This window comes from Pseudomonas sp. S2_F03 (assembly GCF_054668335.1).
This window is the reverse complement of sequence record NZ_CP162759.1, coordinates 5,850,792-5,871,790: the sequence shown is the minus strand read 5'-3', so window position 1 is coordinate 5,871,790 and position 20,999 is coordinate 5,850,792. Positions and strand designations below refer to the sequence as shown.

Annotated in this window: 16 protein-coding genes and 2 riboswitches; of the genes, 8 read left to right on the top strand and 8 right to left on the bottom strand. The window is 60.4% G+C overall.

The window, feature by feature from the left end:
* Positions 1-29: 29 nt before the first annotated feature.
* The 5 genes from AB4N76_RS27640 to cobW all read right to left on the bottom strand — a co-directional run bounded on the left by AB4N76_RS27640 (position 30) and on the right by cobW (position 6,772).
* On the bottom strand, positions 30-722 hold the full coding sequence (locus AB4N76_RS27640) for a vWA domain-containing protein (RefSeq protein ID WP_460164649.1): 693 nt from the start codon (positions 720-722) through the stop codon (positions 30-32).
* Entirely contained in the window at positions 704-1,702 is a 999-nt protein-coding gene (locus AB4N76_RS27635; RefSeq protein WP_460163812.1) for an ATP-binding protein, read from the bottom strand. The genes AB4N76_RS27640 and AB4N76_RS27635 overlap by 19 nt, the downstream gene beginning before the upstream one ends.
* A 142-nt stretch (positions 1,703-1,844) precedes the next feature.
* Positions 1,845-5,225: a cobaltochelatase subunit CobN gene (gene cobN / locus AB4N76_RS27630; RefSeq protein ID WP_460163811.1), complete on the bottom strand. Its 3,381-nt coding sequence runs from the start codon at positions 5,223-5,225 to the stop codon at positions 1,845-1,847.
* A complete protein-coding gene (locus AB4N76_RS27625) occupies positions 5,138-5,701 on the bottom strand; it encodes a hypothetical protein (RefSeq protein WP_460163810.1) in 564 nt (187 codons plus the stop codon). The genes cobN and AB4N76_RS27625 overlap by 88 nt, the downstream gene beginning before the upstream one ends.
* A 3-nt stretch (positions 5,702-5,704) precedes the next feature.
* Positions 5,705-6,772 (bottom strand): cobalamin biosynthesis protein CobW, encoded by a 1,068-nt coding sequence (cobW, locus tag AB4N76_RS27620; RefSeq protein ID WP_460164648.1) that lies wholly within the window; start codon positions 6,770-6,772, stop codon positions 5,705-5,707.
* 103 nt (positions 6,773-6,875) lie between these two features.
* Positions 6,876-7,087, bottom strand: a riboswitch (cobalamin riboswitch).
* A 178-nt stretch (positions 7,088-7,265) separates the two neighbouring features.
* Positions 7,266-7,493, top strand: a riboswitch (cobalamin riboswitch).
* A gap of 122 nt (positions 7,494-7,615) precedes the next feature.
* Here cobW and AB4N76_RS27615 point away from each other — a divergent pair.
* The 4 genes from AB4N76_RS27615 to cobM all read left to right on the top strand — a co-directional run bounded on the left by AB4N76_RS27615 (position 7,616) and on the right by cobM (position 9,768).
* Positions 7,616-7,810 (top strand): CbtB domain-containing protein, encoded by a 195-nt coding sequence (locus AB4N76_RS27615; RefSeq protein WP_046027452.1) that lies wholly within the window; start codon positions 7,616-7,618, stop codon positions 7,808-7,810.
* An 11-nt stretch (positions 7,811-7,821) separates the two neighbouring features.
* The gene (locus AB4N76_RS27610; protein WP_077430253.1) at positions 7,822-8,529 is read left to right on the top strand and encodes a CbtA family protein; all 708 of its coding nucleotides are present in this window, start codon (positions 7,822-7,824) and stop codon (positions 8,527-8,529) included.
* Positions 8,526-8,939, top strand: a complete 414-nt coding sequence (locus tag AB4N76_RS27605) for a cobalamin biosynthesis protein (protein WP_046027454.1) — start codon at positions 8,526-8,528, stop codon at positions 8,937-8,939. Before AB4N76_RS27610 ends, AB4N76_RS27605 begins: the two co-directional genes overlap by 4 nt.
* A gap of 82 nt (positions 8,940-9,021) precedes the next feature.
* On the top strand, positions 9,022-9,768 hold the full coding sequence (gene cobM / locus AB4N76_RS27600) for a precorrin-4 C(11)-methyltransferase (protein ID WP_046027455.1): 747 nt from the start codon (positions 9,022-9,024) through the stop codon (positions 9,766-9,768).
* 170 nt (positions 9,769-9,938) lie between these two features.
* On the opposite strand, the gene nfuA is transcribed toward cobM, so the two are convergent.
* Positions 9,939-10,523, bottom strand: coding sequence for a Fe-S biogenesis protein NfuA (gene nfuA, locus AB4N76_RS27595; protein WP_046027456.1), 585 nt, complete (start codon positions 10,521-10,523; stop codon positions 9,939-9,941).
* A gap of 197 nt (positions 10,524-10,720) precedes the next feature.
* Positions 10,721-13,018 carry a fatty acid cis/trans isomerase gene (locus tag AB4N76_RS27590; RefSeq protein ID WP_046027457.1) on the bottom strand — a complete coding sequence of 766 codons (2,298 nt, stop codon included), beginning with the start codon at positions 13,016-13,018 and terminating at the stop codon, positions 10,721-10,723.
* 155 nt (positions 13,019-13,173) lie between these two features.
* Here AB4N76_RS27590 and metH point away from each other — a divergent pair, with 155 nt between their 5' ends.
* The gene (gene metH / locus AB4N76_RS27585) at positions 13,174-16,884 is read left to right on the top strand and encodes a methionine synthase (protein ID WP_046027458.1); all 3,711 of its coding nucleotides are present in this window, start codon (positions 13,174-13,176) and stop codon (positions 16,882-16,884) included.
* Positions 16,885-17,014: 130 nt separating this feature from the next.
* Positions 17,015-17,233, top strand: coding sequence for a DUF2970 domain-containing protein (locus AB4N76_RS27580; protein ID WP_046027459.1), 219 nt, complete (start codon positions 17,015-17,017; stop codon positions 17,231-17,233).
* On the opposite strand, the gene AB4N76_RS27575 is transcribed toward AB4N76_RS27580, so the two are convergent.
* Positions 17,230-18,303, bottom strand: a complete 1,074-nt coding sequence (locus AB4N76_RS27575; RefSeq protein WP_046027460.1) for an ABC transporter substrate-binding protein — start codon at positions 18,301-18,303, stop codon at positions 17,230-17,232. The genes AB4N76_RS27580 and AB4N76_RS27575 overlap by 4 nt on opposite strands.
* Positions 18,304-18,827: 524 nt before the next feature.
* Here AB4N76_RS27575 and AB4N76_RS27570 point away from each other — a divergent pair.
* Together AB4N76_RS27570 and AB4N76_RS27565 are read left to right on the top strand one after the other, a co-directional pair.
* Positions 18,828-20,486 (top strand): nitrite/sulfite reductase, encoded by a 1,659-nt coding sequence (locus AB4N76_RS27570; protein ID WP_046027461.1) that lies wholly within the window; start codon positions 18,828-18,830, stop codon positions 20,484-20,486.
* On the top strand, positions 20,470-20,964 hold the full coding sequence (locus tag AB4N76_RS27565) for a DUF934 domain-containing protein (RefSeq protein WP_046027462.1): 495 nt from the start codon (positions 20,470-20,472) through the stop codon (positions 20,962-20,964). The genes AB4N76_RS27570 and AB4N76_RS27565 overlap by 17 nt, the downstream gene beginning before the upstream one ends.
* Positions 20,965-20,999: the final 35 nt, after the last annotated feature.

Below are 20,999 nucleotides of genomic sequence, written 5' to 3'. Positions count from 1 at the left end.
ATCAGTGGTGCCGCCCCGAACATTTACCCTCAGAAAACAATGGGGGATTCCGGGATATCGATATGCAAATAAGTGGCACACAAGTCACTTGCCAACCGTTTAGCCCGGTTTAGTCGAATCGCTCCTCTTTCGATATCCACCAGCAAAATGGGACAATCCAGAGCAGGCAGAACTGACCACTCTTTCAATCGCCCATCGGTCAGCAGCAACACCCGTTGCTGTTCCGCCGGGAAGCGTTTTTTCCGCGCCGCCAACCAGCGCCCTGCCTCTTCCAGCGCCGCCAACACTGGCGTGCCGCCGCTTGCACCCAGCCCATCAAGCCAGGTACGCAAACCGCTGGAGGCTTTCAAGCCTTGCACCTGCCATTTCGGCACATTGCCGCTGGCCGTCAGCAACGCCAGTCGCGCACGTTGGCGATAGGCATCGTCGAATAGCTGCGCCAGCAAACCCTTGGCATCGCTTAATGCTTGATGACGCCGCGTCGAAGCCGACGCATCGACGATCACCAGCCACAATTCATGGGCGCTTCGCGTGCGCAGATGGAACAGTACATCGCTGCGTTGACGTGGCCGGCCGTTGAGCAAGGTTCCGGGCCAATTGATCGAGCCGCTGCGTGCAGCGTGACGCTTGCCTTGCTTGCCGTTGTTCAGCCGTCCTGCGCGGGGTCTGGCATTCGCCCCCGCATCAGATCGAGGGCGAATGCCTAAGGCTCTTTTGGCCAGCTCGGCACTTCACGGCGGGCGCCGACCGGCAACGCCTGGGCCGGCATGTCTCCCCATTGGCCCTGGCCTTCGCTCGGGTTGGAAGGTTGCGCAGACGGTGACTGACTGGATTGCGGTGCCGGCGGTGTTTGCTCGCGGCGACGATGACGCAAGGCGAAGTCGGCGACGGCGTCGATATCGTCCTCGGTGATCGCGTTCGCCCCTTGCCATGCGGCATGGGCGCGGGCGGCGCGCAGCCAGACCAGGTCGGCGCGCAAGCCATCGACCCCGGCGGCAAAGCAGCGCTCCGTAATCAGCGCGAGCGCTTGATCGTCGAGGGGGATGCTCGCCAACAGACTACGGGCCTTCTCGCAGCGTTCGCGCAGCGCCTGCTGTTGATGTTCCCACTGCGCGCAGAACTGTTGCGGATCGCTGTCGAAATCCAGTCGTCGACGGATGATCTGACCACGCTCGGTCGGTGCGGTATGGCCGCTGAGCGCAACGTTCAGGCCAAAGCGATCGAGCAGTTGTGGACGCAGCTCGCCCTCTTCCGGGTTCATGGTGCCGATCAGTACGAATTTCGCCGAATGCCGATGGGAAATGCCGTCGCGTTCGATCAGGTTGGTGCCGCTGGCGGCGACGTCAAGCAACAGGTCCACGAGGTGATCGGGCAGCAGATTGACCTCATCGACATAGAGCACGCCGCCGTCAGCCTTGGCCAGTACGCCGGGGGAAAATTGCGCACGGCCATCGCTCAGCGCCGCATCCAGGTCGAGGGTGCCGACCAGTCGTTCCTCGGTTGCACCCAGCGGCAGCGTGACGAATTGACCGCTGGCGAGCAGATCTGCCAGACCACGGGCCAGGGTCGATTTGGCCATGCCGCGAGGGCCTTCGATGAGTACGCCACCGATTTTCGGGTCGATCGCGGTCAGGTACAGGGCGAGCTTCAAGTCGTCGGCGCCGACCACGGCGGATAACGGGAAATGCGGGGTGTCGGTCATGTCGGGTCTCGTTTGTGGTCGGTGATGTGATCGTTCCCACGCTCCGCGTGGGAATGCAGCATGGGACGCTCTGCGTCCCCAGAGCCGAACGCGGAGCGTCCGTTGAGGCATTCCCACGCAGAGCGTGGGAACGATCATGCCCTCATGAATCTTCTTCTATATCCAACAACAAATTCTCCAGCGCCTCGCGATACTCGCCCGGTTCCTTCCACATCCCTCGCTGCTGCGCTTCCAGCATCCGTTCGGTCATGTCTCGCAACGCATGTGGGTTGTGCTCGCGAACGAAATCGCGAGTCGCCGGATCGAGCAAATAAGCGTCGGCCAGTAACGCGTACTGGTGATCGTCAATCAGTTGCGTAGTGGCGTCGAACGCAAACAGGTTGTCGACCGTCGCCGCCAGTTCAAACGCGCCTTTGTAGGCGTGACGCTTGACCCCGTCGATCCACTTTGGATTGGCCGCCCGGGAACGAATCACCCGGTTCAGCTCTTCCTTCAAGGTGCGGATTTTCGGCAAGTCCGGTTGACTGTGATCGCCGTGGTAACTGGCCGCGGCTTCACCGCTGAGGCTTTCTACGGCGGCGAGCATGCCGCCCTGGAACTGGTAATAATCGTTGGAATCGAGCAAGTCGTGCTCGCGATTGTCCTGGTTTTGCAGCACCGCTTGCACCTGGCTCAGGCGCTGGGCGAATTGTTCGCGAGCGGCGGTACCTTCGTCGGAGCCGCCATAAGCATAGCCGCCCCAGTTCAGGTATACCTCGGCCAGATCTTCGCGGCTTTGCCACAGACGCCCGTCGATGGCGCCCTGCACGCCGGCACCATACGCACCCGGTTTGGCCCCGAAAATTCGCCAACCGGCCTGACGATTCGCAGCGTCTTCATCCAGCCCCGATTGCATCAACGCTTCACGTTCGGCACGCACTTTGGCCGCCAACGGGTTCAGGTCGTCGGGCTCATCCAGCGCGGCGACCGCTTGCACCGCGGCGTCGAACAAGCGGATCAGGTTGGCAAAGGCATCGCGGAAAAAACCGGAGACGCGCAAGGTAACGTCCACACGCGGGCGGTCGAGCAAGCTCAGCGGCAGAATCTCGAAATCGTCGACCCGCTGACTGCCGGTCGCCCAGACCGGACGCACGCCCATCAGCGCCATGGCTTGGGCAATGTCGTCGCCGCCAGTGCGCATGGTCGCGGTGCCCCACACGGACAAACCGAGTTGGCGCAGATGATCGCCGTGGTCTTGCAGATGTCGTTCAAGGATCAGGTTGGCCGACTGGAAACCGATGCGCCACGCGGTGGTGGTCGGCAGGTTGCGCACGTCCACCGAATAGAAGTTGCGCCCGGTAGGCAGCACGTCCAGACGGCCGCGGCTGGGTGCGCCGCTGGGGCCGGCGGGAACGAAGCGGCCCTTCAGGGCGTCGAGCAGACCGCGCATTTCGGCTGGGCCGCAGGCGTCAAGGCGTGGTGCGACGACTTCGCGCAGGCTGTCGAGGATGGCTTGCACTTCTGCCCAGCGCGGAACCTGTGGGAGCGAGCTTGCTCGCGATAGCGGTGGGTCAATCGACATCAATGTTGAATGTTCAACCGCATCGCGAGCAAGCTCGCTCCCACAGAGTCCGCGCTCGGTGCTCAATGTTTGCGAGATGAGTTGTGCGGCGAACAATTCCAGTCGTTCACGGGTATCGCCCGCCGTACGCCAGAGTTCATCGTTCATCAGTTGCAGTTCAATTGGACGAGGCCCGGTCCACGGCTCGGCCAACGCACAATCCAGAGGATCGAATCCCAGCTCGAACGCCTTCGCCAACGCTCGCAGCAAACTGGATTGCGCACCACGACCATCGCCACGGGGAATCCGCAGCAAGGCCAGCAAGGTGTCGATGCGCAAGCGCCCGGTCGGTGACTCGCCAAAGATGTGCAGGCCATCGCGAATCTGCGATTCCTTCAAATCGCACAGATAGGTGTCCAGACGCGGCAACCAGATCGCCGCGTCGGCATCGCTGTCGAGTTTTTCGTCCAGTTGCAGTTCACGGTCAATGTGGGTGTCGCGCACCAGTTGCAGGATGTCGCGCTGCAATTCCCGAGCACGACGCGGATCGAGCAGTTGCGCTTCGTAATACTCGTCGGCCAGTAATTCGAGATTGCGCAATGGCCCGTAAGTTTCAGCGCGGGTCAGCGGCGGCATCAGGTGATCGATGATCACCGCTTGAGTGCGGCGCTTGGCCTGCGCGCCCTCGCCCGGGTCATTGACGATAAACGGATAAATGTTCGGCAGCGGCCCGAGCAATGCGTCCGGCCAGCAGTTTTCCGAGAGTCCGACACCTTTGCCCGGCAACCATTCGAGGTTGCCGTGCTTGCCGACGTGAATCACGCCGTGGGCGCCGTAGGTGTTGCGCAGCCAGAAGTAGAACGCCAGATAACCGTGCGGCGGCACCAGGTCCGGGTCGTGATACACCGCGCTCGGGTCCACCTGATAACCACGCGCCGGCTGAACGCCGACGAAGGTCAGGCCGAAGCGCAGGCCGGCGATCATCATTCGTCCGCCACGGCACATCGGATCGCTTTCGGGCGTGCCCCAGCGTTCCAGCACGGCTTGGCGGTTGGCCTCGGGCAAGGCGTCGAACATCTGCCGGTATTCGTCCAGCGCGAGGCTTTGATGACAGGGACGCTGATCCAGGGTATCGAGGTCGTTGCTGACCCCGCCGAGTAATTGCTGGATCAACGCCGTTCCGCTGTCCGGTAACTCGGCCGACAGCGGATAACCCTCGACCTGCAGCGCACGCAAGATATTCAACGCGGCGGCCGGGGTATCGAGGCCGACGCCATTGCCGATGCGGCCGTCGCGAGTCGGGTAGTTGGCGAGGATCAACGCGATACGTTTTTCGCTGTTCGCCAGCCGCGCCAGATCGATCCAGCGCCGCGCCAGTTCGGCGACGAAATCCATGCGTTCGGGTTGAGGACGATAGCAAACGACGTCCGACTGACTGCGCTCGCTGCGCCACGCCAAGTCCTTGAAGCTGATCGGGCGACTGATGATGCGGCCGTCCAGTTCCGGCAATGCGATGTGCATCGCCAGGTCACGCGGACCGAGGCCCTGCTCACTGGCGCGCCATCCTGGCTCGTTGTCCTGAGCGCAAATCGCCTGAATCACCGGGATGTTGCGGCGAAACGGGCGCAGGTGCGGCGCTTCGGGGCTGGATTGGGCGAAACCGGTGGTGTTCAAAATCACCCCCGCCTCGACTTCATCCAGCCAATCCTCGACCACCGTCAGGCAGCCGGGCTCTTTCAAACTGGCCACGGCAATCGGCAAGGGATTTAACCCCGCCGCCTGCAAACGCTGGCAGAAAACATCGATAAAACCGGTATTGGCCGCCTGCAAATGCGAGCGGTAAAACAACACCGCCGCCACCGGTTGATCGGCGTGCCAATCGGCTTGCCAGTCTTTCAGGGCTGCGGGGCTTTTTTCGGATGGTAAATCGCCGTGCGCGGCAGGGTTTGTGGCTCGGCCCAGGCGTAATCGCGGCCAAGCCATTGAGTGGCCAGGCAGCGGAAAAAATCCAGGGCATTGCCCATGCCGCCCTGACGCAAAAACTGCCAGAGCCGGTCGCGATCGCCGGCCGCCACGGTGCTCAGGTCGCTGAGTTCCGGGTCCGGGCGATCATCACCCGGCACCAGAATCAGTTGCACGCCCCGCTGGGAAAGCTCCACCAGCCGCTCGATGCCGTAACGCCAATAGGCGATGCCGCCGTGCAGCGAAATCAGAATCACCTTGGCGTGCCGCAGCACTTCGTCGACATACAGGTCGACCGAGGCATGGTTTTGCACCTGCATCGGGTTGGCCAGGCGCACGCTGGGGTAGTCGTCGGGCAATTGCTGCGCGGCTTCTGCGAGCAGCGCCAGGCTGGAATCGCCGCTGCACAGGATCACCAGCTCGGCGGGGGTTTGTCCAAGGTCGGCGATGTTGTCGTCCGACACGAAACCGCCGGGCTGGGTCCTGAGCAGGTGCATGGCTTAAACGCTGAGCGCGGCGCGCAATTGCGCTTCGAGTTGCGCGGCGTCCAGGTCTTGACCGATCAACACCAAGCGCGTGGTCCGCGCCTCATCGGCGCCCCACTGACGGTCAAAGTGCTTGTCGAAACGCGTGCCCACGCCCTGAATCAGCAAACGCATCGGTTTGTTGGGGATCGCGGCGAAGCCTTTCACACGCAGGATGCCGTGCTTGACCACCAGTTGGGTCAGCGCATCCAGCAGCAGGCTTTCGTCGGCTTGCGGCAGTTCGAGGGAGATCGAGTCAAACGCATCGTGATCGTGGTCGTCATGGTCATCACCGTCGTGGTGGTGGTCGTGATGGCTGTGACGGCTGTCAATGTGCTCTTCGGAGCCGGCACCGAGGCCGATCAGCACGTCCAGCGGTAGGCGACCGCTGCTGGCTTCGATGACTTTGACCGCCGGCGGCAATTCTTCAGCGACTTCAAGGCGCACGCGGGCCAGGTCTTCAGGGCTGATCAGGTCGGCCTTGTTGAGGATCACCAGGTCGGCGCTGGCCAATTGGTCGGCGAACAGCTCGTGCAGCGGCGATTCATGGTCCAGGTTCGGGTCGAGTTTACGCTGGGCGTCGACCTGATCCGGGAACGCGGCAAAGGTGCCGGCGGCCACGGCCGGGCTGTCGACGACGGTAATGACCGCGTCGACGGTGCAGGCACTGCGGATTTCCGGCCATTGGAAGGCTTGAACCAACGGTTTTGGCAGGGCCAGGCCCGAGGTTTCGATGAGGATGTGATCGAGGTCGCCGCGACGGGCAACCAGTTCGCGCATCACCGGGAAGAATTCTTCCTGAACCGTGCAGCACAGGCAGCCGTTGGCCAACTCATAAACGCGACCGTTGGCTTCTTCTTCGGTGCAGCCGATGGAGCATTGCTTGAGGATATCGCCGTCAATACCCAGCTCGCCAAACTCGTTGACGATCACCGCGATGCGACGGCCCTGAGCGTTGTCGAGCATGTGCCGCAGCAGCGTGGTTTTGCCCGAGCCGAGGAAACCGGTAACGATGGTGACGGGGAGTTTGGCCAGTGTTTTCATCGGATGCCCTTTGGCTTTGGTGGCGGGCATACGGGACGACGACCGGCAGCGCGCACGCGCATGCCTGAAGAGTTCGCCACCGGATCACCCCGCCCGGTTGAAAGTGAGAATCTGTGTCGAGGCAGGTCTCCTGGCTGACGGCTGGCCAGTCGATTGACTGGCGGTTGCTGCGCCTTCCCGCTCGCGCCATGGCTGGCGCATGCAGTGGCATGGCAGAAACTGAACCGTTCACAGTTGCGGGGGCAGCCGCGGCATTGACCGCGTTCCCTTCTTAGCTTCGACAAACGCCGAAGAACCTCGAAAGCGCAAGGCTACGCATCGCGCTGGGGCGGGTCAATGTTCACATGACATTGGCGGCGCGCCCTTCGCGAGCAAGCCCGCTCCCACATTCGACCACGTTCCAATGTGGGAGCGGGCTTGCTCGCGAATGGAGCGCCTCGGTTTTCGTGTTGAGAACCCTTGCCAATTGACGGCCAACCCCCGCCCATGCTCTCCTACACGCCTTGTTACGGGTGCCCTTCACAGGGTGAAACGGGAAACCGGTGAATCATGTGCTTTACTCAAAGCCATGTCAGTCCGGTGCTGCCCCCGCAACGGTAAGCGAGCGAAGCATCAAATCCACTGTGCCAGCAGTTCGGCATGGGAAGGTGATGTTTGCAGGCCACGGCGAAAGCCAACGCCCCTCGTGAGCCCGGAGACCGGCCCGCAACACACAGTGACCCTTACGGTCACGGAACAACAAACCCGCGGTGGGCGGGCGCTGTTTGAACGTCTGCGAGCCCGAATCGCAGGGGTTTTCCATGCGCTCTATTCACCCGCTGACAGACCAGAGGGAAGCGCGCCATGTCGATCATCACCAGCACCGGCTCCAGCAGCACCGCCAGCACCACCACAACCCTGACCCAACGCCTGACCGCCGCCGTGTGTGCGTCGATCCTGGGCGCGTGCCTTGTCTATTTCGCCGGTTTCTCGCACATAGAAGCGGTGCACAACGCCGCGCACGATACCCGTCACAGCTCTGCGTTCCCGTGCCATTGAGACCTGCCCAAATGATCAAGCGTATTGCGCAAACCGCAGGTTTCACCGGGTTGCTGGCCGCCCTGTTGCTGACCCTGCTGCAAAGTTTCTGGGTGGCACCGCTGATCCTTCAGGCCGAAACCTACGAAAAAGCCGAGCCGGCAGTGGTTCAACCCCATGAACACGCCGACGGCGCCATGGCCGCTCATACCCACGACGCCGAAGCCTGGGAGCCGGAAGACGGCTGGCAGCGCGTGCTGTCGACCACCGGCGGCAACCTGGTGGTCGCGGTCGGTTTTGCCCTGATGCTTGCCGGTCTCTATACCCTGCGGGCGCCAAACAGCACCGCACAAGGTCTGCTCTGGGGCTTGGCCGGTTACGCGACGTTCGTCCTCGCACCGACCCTCGGCCTGCCACCTGAATTGCCGGGCACTGCCGCAGCCGATCTGGCACAACGGCAGATCTGGTGGATCGGCACGGCGGCGTCCACAGCAGCCGGCATCGCCCTGATCGTGTTCAGCCGTCATTGGCTGATGAAAGTGCTGGGCGCGGCGATTCTGGCCACTCCACATGTCATCGGCGCACCTCAGCCGGAAGTGCATTCGATGCTCGCGCCGGAAGCCCTGGAAGCGCAGTTCAAAATCGCTTCGCAGCTGACCAACGTGGCGTTCTGGCTGGCCTTGGGCCTGATCAGTGCCTGGTTGTTCCGACGCAAAAACGATGGCCAATACCACGCATGACAGAGACCCGCACAGCGCCGACGTTAGTGGTCGGCCTGGGCTGCCAGCGCGGCTGCCCCGCCAGCACGCTGCGGGCATTGCTTGATCAGGCGTTACAGGCTCATCAAGTCGGACTTCACGAAATAAAGGCCCTGGCCAGCATCGACCTGAAGCGCGACGAGTCGGGTCTGGTCGAGCTGGCCGCACAACTCGAGTTGCCGTTGTTGTTTTTCAGCAGTGAACAATTGGCCTGCTATCACACCAAACTCACCCATCATTCAGACATCGCCTTCGAGCGCACGGGCTGTTATGGCGTAGCGGAAAGTGCTGCCCTAGCATTGGCCGAACAATTGGCCCAGGCGCCGGCGAAGCTGCTGATATCCCGACAAAAATACGCTCAGGCGACCCTGGCATTGGCCGGCGCTGCGTAAAATCCCTGGTAATCGCGCATTCGATCATGAGCAATCTTCATCTGAAGCCGTTGCCCTGCCCCTTTTCTCACAGGAACCGACGATGACCGTCTACTTCATTGGCGCAGGCCCCGGCGACCCGGAACTGATCACGGTCAAAGGCCAACGGCTGATTCGCAGCTGCCCGGTGATCATCTATGCCGGCTCCCTGGTGCCCGTGGCCGTGCTGGAAGGCCATCGCGCCGAACAGGTGGTCAACAGCGCCGAACTACACCTGGAACAGATCATCGAACTGATCAAAACCGCCCACGCCAACGGCCAGGACGTGGCACGGGTGCATTCCGGCGATCCGAGCCTGTATGGCGCGATTGGCGAACAGATTCGCTACCTGCGTGAGCTCGACATTCCGTTTGAAATCGTACCGGGCGTAACGGCGACAGCGGCGTGCGCGGCGCTTTTAGGGGCGGAACTGACCCTGCCGGACATTTCGCAAAGCGTGATTTTGACCCGCTACGCGGACAAGACAGCCATGCCGGCTGGCGAAGAACTGGGCAGCCTGGCGCAACATGGGGCGACCATGGCCATTCATTTGGGCGTCAATCACCTGGAGAAAATCCTCGCTGAACTGCTGCCGCATTACGGCGCGGACTGCCCGATCGCGGTGATCCACCGGGCGACCTGGCCGGATCAGGATTGGGTAGTGGGGACACTTGAGGACATTGCCGGGAAGGTTGAAGCGAAGGGATTTCGGCGCACGGCGTTGATCTTGGTCGGGCGCGTATTGGGGAGTGACCAGTTCAGCGCCTCGTCGCTGTATCGCGCGGGGCATGCGCATCTCTATCGCCCATAGGGCCTCTTCGCGAGCAAGCCCGCTCCCACATTTGATCTTCGTCGTACACAAAATTTGTTTTCGCGGGAGATTCAATGTGGGAGCGGGCTTGCTCGCGAAGGGGCCAGCGAACTCCACCCATAAAAAAACGGCACTCACGGGTGCCGTTTTTTCATTTCGCAGCGAACACCTTAGTAGTAGGCGTTTTCTTTCTGCGTGTGGTCGGTCACGTCACGAACACCCTTGAGCTCAGGAATACGCTCAAGCAACGTGCGCTCGATGCCTTCCTTCAGAGTCACGTCCGCCTGGCCACAGCCCTGGCAACCACCGCCGAATTTCAGAACGGCGATACCGTCTTCAACGACATCGATCAGGCTGACCTGACCGCCGTGGCTCGCCAGCCCCGGGTTGATCTCGGTTTGCAGGTAGTAATTGATACGCTCGTTAACCGGGCTGTCGGCATTGACCATCGGCACTTTGGCGTTTGGCGCCTTGATGGTCAGTTGGCCGCCCATGCGGTCGGTGGCGTAGTCGACCACCGCATCGTCCAGGAAGGCTTCACTGAAGTGATCGATGTAAGCGGTGAAGCTTTTGAGCCCCAGCGCCGTGTCTTCAAGTTTTTCTTCGCCCGGCTTGCAGTAGGCAATGCAGGTTTCGGCGTACTGGGTGCCAGGCTGGGTGATAAAGACGCGGATGCCGATACCCGGGGTGTTCTGCTTGGAAAGCAGGTCAGCCAGGTAATCATGGGCGGCGTCGGTAATGGTTATAGCGGTCATGGAAACTCCTCGCAGGCTTGGGCGCAGTTTACGCCAATCATCGCGCCGCACAAAGTCCTAGTATTTTTGTCAGGAAAGAAATGGTGATCCCTTGCAGGAGCGGGCTTGCCCGCGAACGCGTCAGGTCATTCAACATTTATGCTGAATGTGACGACCTCTTCGCGGGCAAGCCCGCTCCCACAGGGAATTGCAGTGGCTCAGAGATTCTCGTAGCGATTCATATCCAGCACGCCCTCTTCCACCGGGTCGGTTTCGTGGACGTAACGGCTGAGGTCGTGGAAATAGAACCAGAATTGCGGATGACTGCGACGAATCCCCCACCGTTCGACGATTTTCTCGAAATCATCCGTGTCTTTGGCGTTTTCCATTGCAGCGACGAACGCCGGGACCTGGTCGGCCGGAATGTTGAACATAAAGTTCGGGTAACTGCTGAGTACACCCGGGTAAATGGTCAACGTGTCGAGCCCCGGCTGGTAGCGCAAAGATTCACCGAGCAGGAACGCCACATTGCTGTGCGCACGGTTGCGCAACAGGCTGTAGGCCACGCGTTTGCCGCTCGTCGTTTCGATACGCAACATCGTTGCTTCCGGCAACTGGTCGATGACCCTCAAGCCGGCTGCCGGGCGCGAAGTCAGGCGACTCAATACTTGTTCGGCGTCCTGCAAGTCCGGGTCGATATTCGGCCGCGAGCAATACGCACCATTGCACCGGTTGATCGGATCGGGGTTGGCATTGAGTTCGCCGTAACGGGCCAGCAACTGCATGGCGAAATCGCGCTTGGGGTCTTTCTCGTCGAGTTTCAGCGCGGTCGGTTTGTCGTCATCGATGGACTCATAGTCCAGCCACATCTTGAACTTGCCGCTGTTCTGGTACCAATCGTCGAGGTAGCCGTCCCGTGAGTCGGCCGGCATCAGGCGCAGGAAGTTCTGTTCGGCGCCGTTACGGATCAGGTCAAAGTACAGGCGGGTCTGGGCCTGGTGGGAAACGTTGCCGAACACGTCGAAGTTCACCGCCAATTGGTAGTAGGTGCGCTCCAGCAGCGGAAAATCGAACAGCCACAGGGTTTGCGGCACATCGCCGATCAAGCCTTTGTTCACCGACGCACTGTCGAAGTGGCGGAAGATCGTCAGTAACGCGTTGTCATTCCCCGCCCACAAGGTCGACCAGCTAGGCGCCGGTGCGTCGGCGTAATTGTCCCGGCGCAGCGCTTCGTATTCGTTACGCTTGTCGCGGTAGCCATGCCACAGGCTCAAGACGCTACCGACATCGTCATTCTGACCCGGCATGGCCAGCAACGGTGTGGCCTGGCCGCGGTAATTCGGGTCGGTGATATAGAGGTCGTGCTCAGGGGCCTGGAACAGCGCCCAGAAGTTGTCGCGAATCACATCCGTGGCGATCTGCCCACGGCAAACCGGGCCACGAATGAACGTGCGCACGAAGTATTCGGCGTTATCGAGCATGAACTGGTAGCGCGCCTGCGCCGGAATAGCTTCGAAGGTATCGAACGGATTGGCCCGCCGTTCCGGCCCGTAGCCTGGCAAGGCGTTGACCTGCCAGTTGCCGCTATAGAACAGGCTTTTGACCCGCGCCATCTTCGCCGCACTCAGCGGATAGGTGATGTGGGTTTTCTGCACAATCACACCCTGCACCGGCCACAAGCGGTAATACACCTGAGTACCCGGGTCATCATTCGGACGGCGTGTGTTGATCAGGTCAATCGGCTGACCGGTGGGCGTACGCGAGCGCACCCACTGGAAAAAGTGCCCTGGCTCGCCGTCCTTGAAATAGAGATGGGCAAGAAACCAGTGCTCGAACAACCAGCGGGCCACCAGACTTTGCCGGGAGCCGGGGGCGTTGAGCAGGTTTTCCCACTGCACCACCTGCAACGCTTCTTTCGCGCTCGGCACCAGCCCCTGTTCATCAATCGGCGCACCCGAGGCCAGCCAGCGCTGCAGCGTCTGGTATTGCTGGTCGGTCAGGCCGGTGACCGCCAGCGGCATGCCTTCTTTGGGATGTGAACGGGCATAGCCGTCGAACTCCGCTGGCATGGCGCAGCGGTTTTCCCGGTTCAGACCCAGCACGATCTCGTCCGGCAATTTGGCATTGGGCTGCAAGGGGGTTTTATGGCCCAGCTCAAGCATCCGCGCCATCAACGCAGCCTGACTGCCTTGAGCGTCAAGCACGGGGAAGAAGCCCTTCTGCTGCCAGGCATGCTTGCCAAAGGCATCGTAAAACAGGCGGGTCGGTGCTGCGGCCGTTCGGCGATCGCCATCGTAGACCGGCACTTTGGTCGCGCCACGTGCCGCCCCTTCGCCACTGCCCAGGTTGAGCTGACAGGCGGCATCGTTGCAGGCATGGCAGGCCACGCACTTTTCAGTAAAGATCGGTTGAATGTCCCGGCTGTAGGAAATAGCGGTGGAAATGGCCGGACCTTGCGCCGCGGCGTCCCAGCTTAGAAGCAGCATAAAAATGCTGGTGATGACGCGATACGACATATCCCTGGTCCCAATCTTGAAAAATCGCCGCGATTCTACCGGGCAGGCACCCTGTCCAACATGAACGATATTCATGCAAAACCGGGGCATGCTCTAAAAGCGCACAGGTTTGCTATGATCCGGCCCCTTCGTCATGGTCTTTCCGAGTAGTCCAAATGTCCGATCGCAGTGTTCGCCTTCAAGCTCTCAAGCACGCCCTCAAAGAGCGCATCCTGATTCTCGATGGCGGCATGGGCACGATGATCCAGAGCTACAAGCTCGAAGAGCAGGATTACCGTGGCAAACGTTTTGCTGACTGGCCAAGCGATGTCAAAGGCAACAACGACCTTCTGGTGCTGACTCGCCCGGATGTGATTGGTGGCATCGAAAAAGCCTACCTGGACGCCGGCGCCGACATCCTGGAAACCAACACCTTCAATGCCACCCAGATTTCCCTGGCCGACTACGGCATGCAGGGCCTGGCGTACGAGTTAAACGTAGAAGGCGCACGCCTGGCCCGCAAGGTGGCCGACGCCAAGACCCTCGAAACCCCGGACAAGCCGCGCTTCGTCGCCGGTGTACTGGGCCCGACCAGCCGTACCTGTTCGTTGTCGCCAGACGTGAACAATCCTGGCTACCGCAACGTGACCTTTGATGAGTTGGTGGTGAACTACACCGAATCCACCAAAGGCCTGATCGAAGGCGGCGCCGACCTGATCCTGATCGAAACCATCTTCGACACCCTGAACGCCAAAGCCGCGATCTTCGCCGTGCAAGGTGTGTTCGAAGAGTTGGGCATCGAGTTGCCGATCATGATCTCCGGCACCATTACCGATGCTTCTGGCCGAACCCTGTCCGGGCAAACCACCGAAGCGTTCTGGAACTCCGTGGCGCACGCCAAGCCCATCTCGGTCGGTCTGAACTGCGCCCTCGGCGCCCGCGAACTGCGCCCGTACCTGGAAGAGCTGTCGAACAAGGCCAGCACCCACGTTTCCGCGCACCCGAACGCCGGCCTGCCGAACGAATTCGGTGAGTACGACGAGTTGCCGGTGGACACCGCCAAGGTCATCGAAGAGTTCGCTCAAAGTGGCTTCCTGAATATCGTCGGCGGCTGCTGCGGCACCACCCCGGGCCACATCGAAGCCATCGCCAAAGCCGTGGCCGGTTACGCACCGCGTCAAATCCCGGAAATCCCCAAGGCCTGCCGTTTGTCGGGCCTGGAACCGTTCACCATCGATCGCAGCTCGTTGTTCGTCAACGTCGGCGAGCGGACCAACATCACCGGCTCCGCGAAGTTCGCCCGCCTGATCCGTGAAGACAACTACACCGAAGCCCTGGAAGTTGCCCTGCAGCAGGTCGAAGCCGGCGCGCAGGTGATTGACATCAACATGGACGAAGGGATGCTCGATTCGAAGAAGGCCATGGTGACCTTCCTCAATCTGATTGCCGGCGAGCCGGACATCTCCCGCGTACCGATCATGATCGACTCCTCCAAATGGGAAGTGATCGAAGCCGGCCTGAAATGCATTCAGGGCAAGGGCATCGTCAACTCGATCAGCATGAAAGAAGGCGTCGAGCAGTTCATTCATCACGCCAAGCTGTGCAAGCGCTACGGCGCCGCGGTTGTCGTAATGGCGTTCGACGAAGCCGGCCAGGCCGACACCGAAGCGCGTAAAAAGGAAATCTGCAAACGTTCCTACGACATTCTGGTCAACGAAGTGGGCTTCCCGCCGGAAGACATCATTTTCGACCCGAACATCTTCGCCGTCGCCACCGGTATCGAAGAACACAACAACTACGCTGTGGACTTCATCAATGCTTGCGCCTACATCCGCGACGAACTGCCGTATGCCCTGACCTCGGGCGGCGTGTCCAACGTGTCGTTCTCGTTCCGTGGCAACAACCCGGTGCGCGAGGCGATTCACTCGGTGTTCCTGCTGTATGCGATCCGCAACGGCCTGACCATGGGTATCGTCAACGCCGGCCAGCTGGAGATCTACGACCAGATCCCGCAAGAGCTGCGCGATGCCGTCGAAGACGTGATCCTCAACCGCACCCCGGAAGGCACCGACGCCCTCCTCGCCATCGCCGACAAATACAAAGGCGACGGCAGCGTCAAGGAAGCCGAGACCGAAGAATGGCGCGGCTGGCCGGTCAACAAGCGTCTGGAGCATGCGCTGGTCAAGGGCATCACCACCCACATCGTGGAAGACACCGAAGAATCTCGCCAATCGTTCGCCCGCCCGATCGAAGTGATCGAAGGCCCGCTGATGTCCGGCATGAACATCGTCGGCGACCTGTTCGGCGCCGGCAAAATGTTCCTGCCCCAGGTGGTGAAATCCGCCCGCGTGATGAAGCAGGCCGTGGCGCACTTGATCCCGTTCATCGAACTGGAAAAAGGCGACAAGCCAGAAGCCAAGGGCAAGATCCTGATGGCCACGGTAAAAGGCGACGTGCACGACATTGGCAAGAACATCGTAGGCGTGGTGCTGGGCTGTAACGGCTACGACATCGTCGACCTCGGCGTGATGGTCCCGGCGGAAAAAATCCTGCAAGTGGCCAAAGAGCAGAAGTGCGACATCATCGGCCTGTCCGGCCTGATCACGCCTTCGCTGGATGAAATGGTCCACGTCGCGCGCGAAATGCAGCGCCAGGAATTCTACCTGCCGTTGATGATCGGTGGCGCGACCACCTCCAAAGCCCACACGGCGGTAAAAATCGAACCCAAGTACAGCAACGACGCGGTGATCTACGTGACGGACGCCTCCCGCGCCGTGGGCGTGGCGACACAATTGCTGTCCAAGGAACTGAAACCGGCATTCGTCGAGAAAACCCGCCTGGAATACATCGACGTTCGCGAACGCACGGCCAACCGCAGTGCCCGCACCGAACGCCTGAGCTACCCGGCAGCCATTGCCAAGAAGCCGCAGTTCGACTGGAGCACTTACGCGCCGGTCAAACCGACGTTCACCGGCTCCAAAGTGCTGGACAATATCGACCTCAAAGTCCTGGCCGAATACATCGACTGGACGCCGTTTTTCATCTCCTGGGACCTGGCCGGCAAATTCCCGCGCATTCTCGAAGACGAAGTGGTTGGCGAAGCCGCTACCTCGCTGTACGCCGATGCCCAGGAAATGCTCGCCAAGTTGATTGACGAAAAGCTGATCAGTGCCCGCGCAGTGTTTGGCTTCTGGCCGGCCAACCAGGTGCGTGAAGATGACATTGAAGTCTACGGCGATGACGGCAAGGCGATTGCCAAGCTGCATCACCTGCGCCAGCAAATCATCAAGACCGACGGCAAACCGAACTTCTCGCTGGCCGACTTTGTCGCGCCCAAAGACAGTGAAGTGACCGACTACGTGGGCGGTTTCATCACCACCGCGGGCATTGGCGCCGAAGAAGTGGCCAAGGCTTATCAAGACGCGGGCGACGATTACAATTCGATCATGGTCAAGGCACTGGCCGACCGGTTGGCCGAGGCCTGCGCCGAATGGCTGCACCAACAGGTCCGTAAAGACTATTGGGGTTATGCCAAGGACGAGACGCTCGACAACGAGGCGCTGATCAAAGAGCAATACACCGGCATCCGCCCTGCTCCGGGCTACCCGGCCTGCCCGGATCACACCGAAAAATCCACGTTGTTCAAACTGCTGGACCCGGAAGCCGAAGAGCTGAAGGCCGGTCGCAGCGGTGTGTTCCTGACCGAGCACTACGCGATGTTCCCGGCAGCGGCGGTCAGTGGCTGGTACTTCGCTCACCCGCAGGCGCAGTACTTTGCCGTGGGCAAGATCGACAAGGATCAGGTGCAGAGCTACACCTCGCGCAAAGGCCAGGAATTGAGCGTCACCGAACGCTGGTTGGCACCTAACCTCGGTTACGACAACTAAGTCAGCTACCTGGCCACAATACTGTGGCCAGCAGTGATTCCCTTGTGGGAGCGAGCCTGCTCGCTCCCACAGTTGTTTGTGTCCGCCGTAGGTCTATGCTTATGGCTCAAACATAAATGACGGGGGATGTATGGACGATCCAGTCGACAACAAGCCGCCAACCTTCTGGCAAATGCTGCACAGCGTCATGGCAGCAGCGTTCGGGGTGCAGAGCGGGAAGAACCGGGCCCGGGATTTCACTCACGGCAAACCGAGTCATTTCGTGATTCTGGGGATTTTGTTCACAACGGTGTTCGCGCTGATCCTGTACGGCATCGTGCAACTGGTGGTGCATCTGGCCGGGGTCTAGCGCATCAGTGTTTGCAGGGTGAACGGGTAGCGGTAGGACGTCGGCCGCCCTTTGGCTGAGAGTCGACGGAAGTTCACGCCGTAGTCCGGCGTTGCCCCCATGGCCAGCATTCGCTTGGCTTGCGCCTTGTCGATCAGTTGCAACAACGGTATCTGTCGGTCACGGCCGCCGTACCGGTCGAGGTCGACGCCCCTGTCATAATCATGCAACTGCACCAACGCCCAGCCACCCAACGTGAAGTGACCGCCCAACAGCACGCTCAGACGACCGTCAATCATCGCCTGCAACGCGACGGGAGACGCAGAGATTGCGCTGAACAACGCATCTTTGCCGGGTTTTCCACCGGTTTCCTCGAACGCCTGCATCGCGCCAAACGCCATCTCGTCATTGGCTGACCACACCAGGGATACCTTGGGGTAACGCCGGAACAACAGCTTCGCCTGCTCATAGGCCCGCTCCCGGTTCCAGCCGCTGTAAACCAATTGGCGCAAACGCACTTCAGGGTGTTCGGCCAAGGCGCGCATCATCCCTTGCTCGCGCAGTTGCGCCGAGGGGGTAATTTTCAGACCCGAGAACGCCAGCAACTCGATGGGCTGGCCGGGCACTGCCCGCGGGTGCTGGCGGATCAGTTCCTTGAGCATCAGGTAACCGCCCTCCTCGTCGTTAGGCACCAGACTGCCCACTTGGTCCTCACGCTCACCCAGCAGGCTCTGCTGATTGGCCGTCAGCGACGCATTAACCATGAACAGCTTTACCCCGCTGCCTTGAGCCAGGCGCAGGATTTGCGGGGCGACGTACTGTTCATTGGCGAAAACCAGGTAGTCCGGGCGATCAGGACCCTGGAGGGCCAGCCGGGCTTGCGCCACCGTGAGTTCAGGCATGCGCTGGGCATACAGAATTTTCAGGTCAATGCCCAAGTCTTTGGCGGCGGCTTGCATGAATTGAACGTAGCTGATCCAGAAGGCTTCCTGGGTGGTGCCGGGGCTCAGGAACAGCACCGACTCTGCACGCGCAGTCGGACCGTAAATCGCGCCAAACGCCAGCAGGAAGGTGTAGAAAAACTTCAACATTTAACGTCCGAGCCCCCGGAAATTCCGCCGCGCATTATAGCCAGTGAAGTTCCGTAAAACGGGGTTTATTACGGCTTTTGTCCGACAATCGTCGGGTTGGGGCCCGGACGGGGTCGTTTATTGATGACTGACCCAGAATACCGCCGTGCCCACGACCAGGATGATCAGAAACAAGATCGCCCAAGCATCGACCGTACTGTCAGGCTTTGTAGCTTTGGTAGGGTTGCTCATTGCATCGCCTCTTGTCGGTTTTATCGGTGATTGCACAAAGACTCGACCACAGTAAAGACGACGATTGCCCGCACCACAAATAAGGGTTTTGCAACAACGATTCTCATTAGGCGATTTGGTTCTTTACATATACTTAAACATCACTTTTGCGCATAACTGCAAACTGGTATCTTGCCCCGGCTCCGTGGGGAGTGCGCGGCCGTGCGCGCAGAATTGCAGAGGCTCTTTCGGACTCCGGCAAGCACAAAAACGCAGCTGTATCCGAGCGACCCAAGCCTGAGAACAGGACCTATATGTACGTATACGACGAATACGATCAGCGGATCATCGAGGACCGCGTCAAGCAGTTCCGTGATCAGACCCGACGCTATCTGGCAGGCGAGCTGAGCGAAGAAGAGTTCCGCCCCCTGCGCCTGCAAAATGGGCTTTACATCCAGCGATTCGCGCCGATGTTGCGAGTGGCGGTGCCTTACGGCCAACTGACTTCGCGTCAGATCCGCATGATGGCCAAGATTGCCCGCGACTATGACAAGGGCTATGCCCACATCAGTACCCGGCAGAACGTTCAGTTCAACTGGCCGGCCGTGGAAGACATTCCGGACATTCTGGCTGAACTGGCGACCGTGCAGATGCACGCGATCCAGACCAGCGGCAACTGCCTGCGCAACGTCACCACCGACCAGTTCGCCGGTGTTGCCGCCGATGAATTGATCGATCCGCGTCCATGGTGCGAGATCGTCCGTCAGTGGACCACGTTCCACCCGGAATTTGCCTACCTGCCGCGTAAATTCAAGATCGCTGTCAACGGTTCGACGTCCGACCGTGCCGCCATCGAAGTCCATGACATCGGCCTTGAGCCGGTACACAACGCCGCTGGCGAGCTGGGTTTCCGTGTGCTGGTCGGCGGTGGCCTGGGCCGTACGCCGGTGGTGGGCGCGTTCATCAATGAGTTCCTGCCGTGGCAAGACCTGTTGAGCTACCTCGACGCCATCCTGCGGGTCTACAACCGTTATGGCCGTCGTGACAACAAGTACAAGGCGCGGATCAAGATTCTGGTGAAGGCACTGACACCTGAAGTCTTCGCACAGAAAGTCGATGCGGAAATGGAACACCTTCGCGGTGGCCAGACCACGCTGACCGAAGCCGAAGTACATCGTGTTGCCAAACACTTCGTCGACCCGGACTACAAGGCCCTGGACAACCAGGCCGCCGAACTGGCCGAACTCGACCAGCAACACCCTGGTTTCGCACGCTGGCGCACCCGCAATACCCTGGCGCACAAGAAGCCGGGTTATGTCGCCGTGACCCTGTCACTGAAGCCAACCGGTGTTGCACCGGGCGACATCACCGACAAGCAGCTCGACGCTGTGGCCGACCTGGCCGACCGTTACAGCTTCGGTCAGCTGCGTACCTCGCACGAACAAAACATCATTCTGGCCGACGTGGAACAGTCCCGACTGTTCGCGATGTGGGGCGAGTTGCGCGAGCAAGGTTTCGCCACGCCGAACATAGGCTTGCTGACCGACATCATCTGCTGCCCGGGCGGCGACTTCTGCTCGCTGGCCAACGCCAAGTCGATTCCGATTGCCGAATCGATCCAGCGCCGCTTCGACGACCTGGACTACCTGTTCGACATCGGTGAACTGGACCTGAACATCTCCGGTTGCATGAACGCCTGTGGTCACCACCACGTCGGCCACATCGGCATCCTCGGGGTGGACAAGAAAGGCGAAGAGTTCTACCAGGTGTCCCTTGGTGGCAGTGCCAGCCGTGACGCCAGCCTGGGTAAAATCCTTGGCCCGTCCTTTGCCCAGGAAGCCATGCCTGACGTGATCGAAAAACTGATCGACGTGTACATCGAACAACGTACCGAAGACGAGCGTTTCATCGACACCTATCAGCGTATTGGCATCGACCTCTTCAAGGAGCGCGTCTATGCAGCGAATCATTAAGAACAACGAGGTCGTCGACGAAACCTGGCACCTGCTGCCCAAGGATTTCAACATCGACGAGATCAGCAACTGCGACGACCTCATCGTCCCCCTGCAGCTGTGGCGCGAACACAGCCGCATGCTCAAGGCCCGCGATGGCGGCCTGGGCGTCTGGCTGGATGCCGATGAAGAAGCCGAAGAAATTGGTGAAGACGTGGAGCAGTTCAAGGTCATCGCCTTGAACTTCCCGGCGTTCACCGACGGCCGCAACTACTCCAACGCCCGCCTGCTGCGTGACCGTTACGGTTTCAAAGGCGAACTGCGGGCGATTGGTGATGTACTGCGCGACCAGTTGTTCTACCTGCATCGCTGCGGTTTTGATGCGTTTGCAATTCGTCCCGACAAAGACCCGTACGAAGCCCTTGAAGGTCTCAAGGACTTCTCGGTGACCTATCAGGCCGCCACCGACGAACCGCTGCCGCTGTTCCGTCGCCGCTGATGGTCAAACCTTGAACCCCTTTCAGGGGTTCAAGG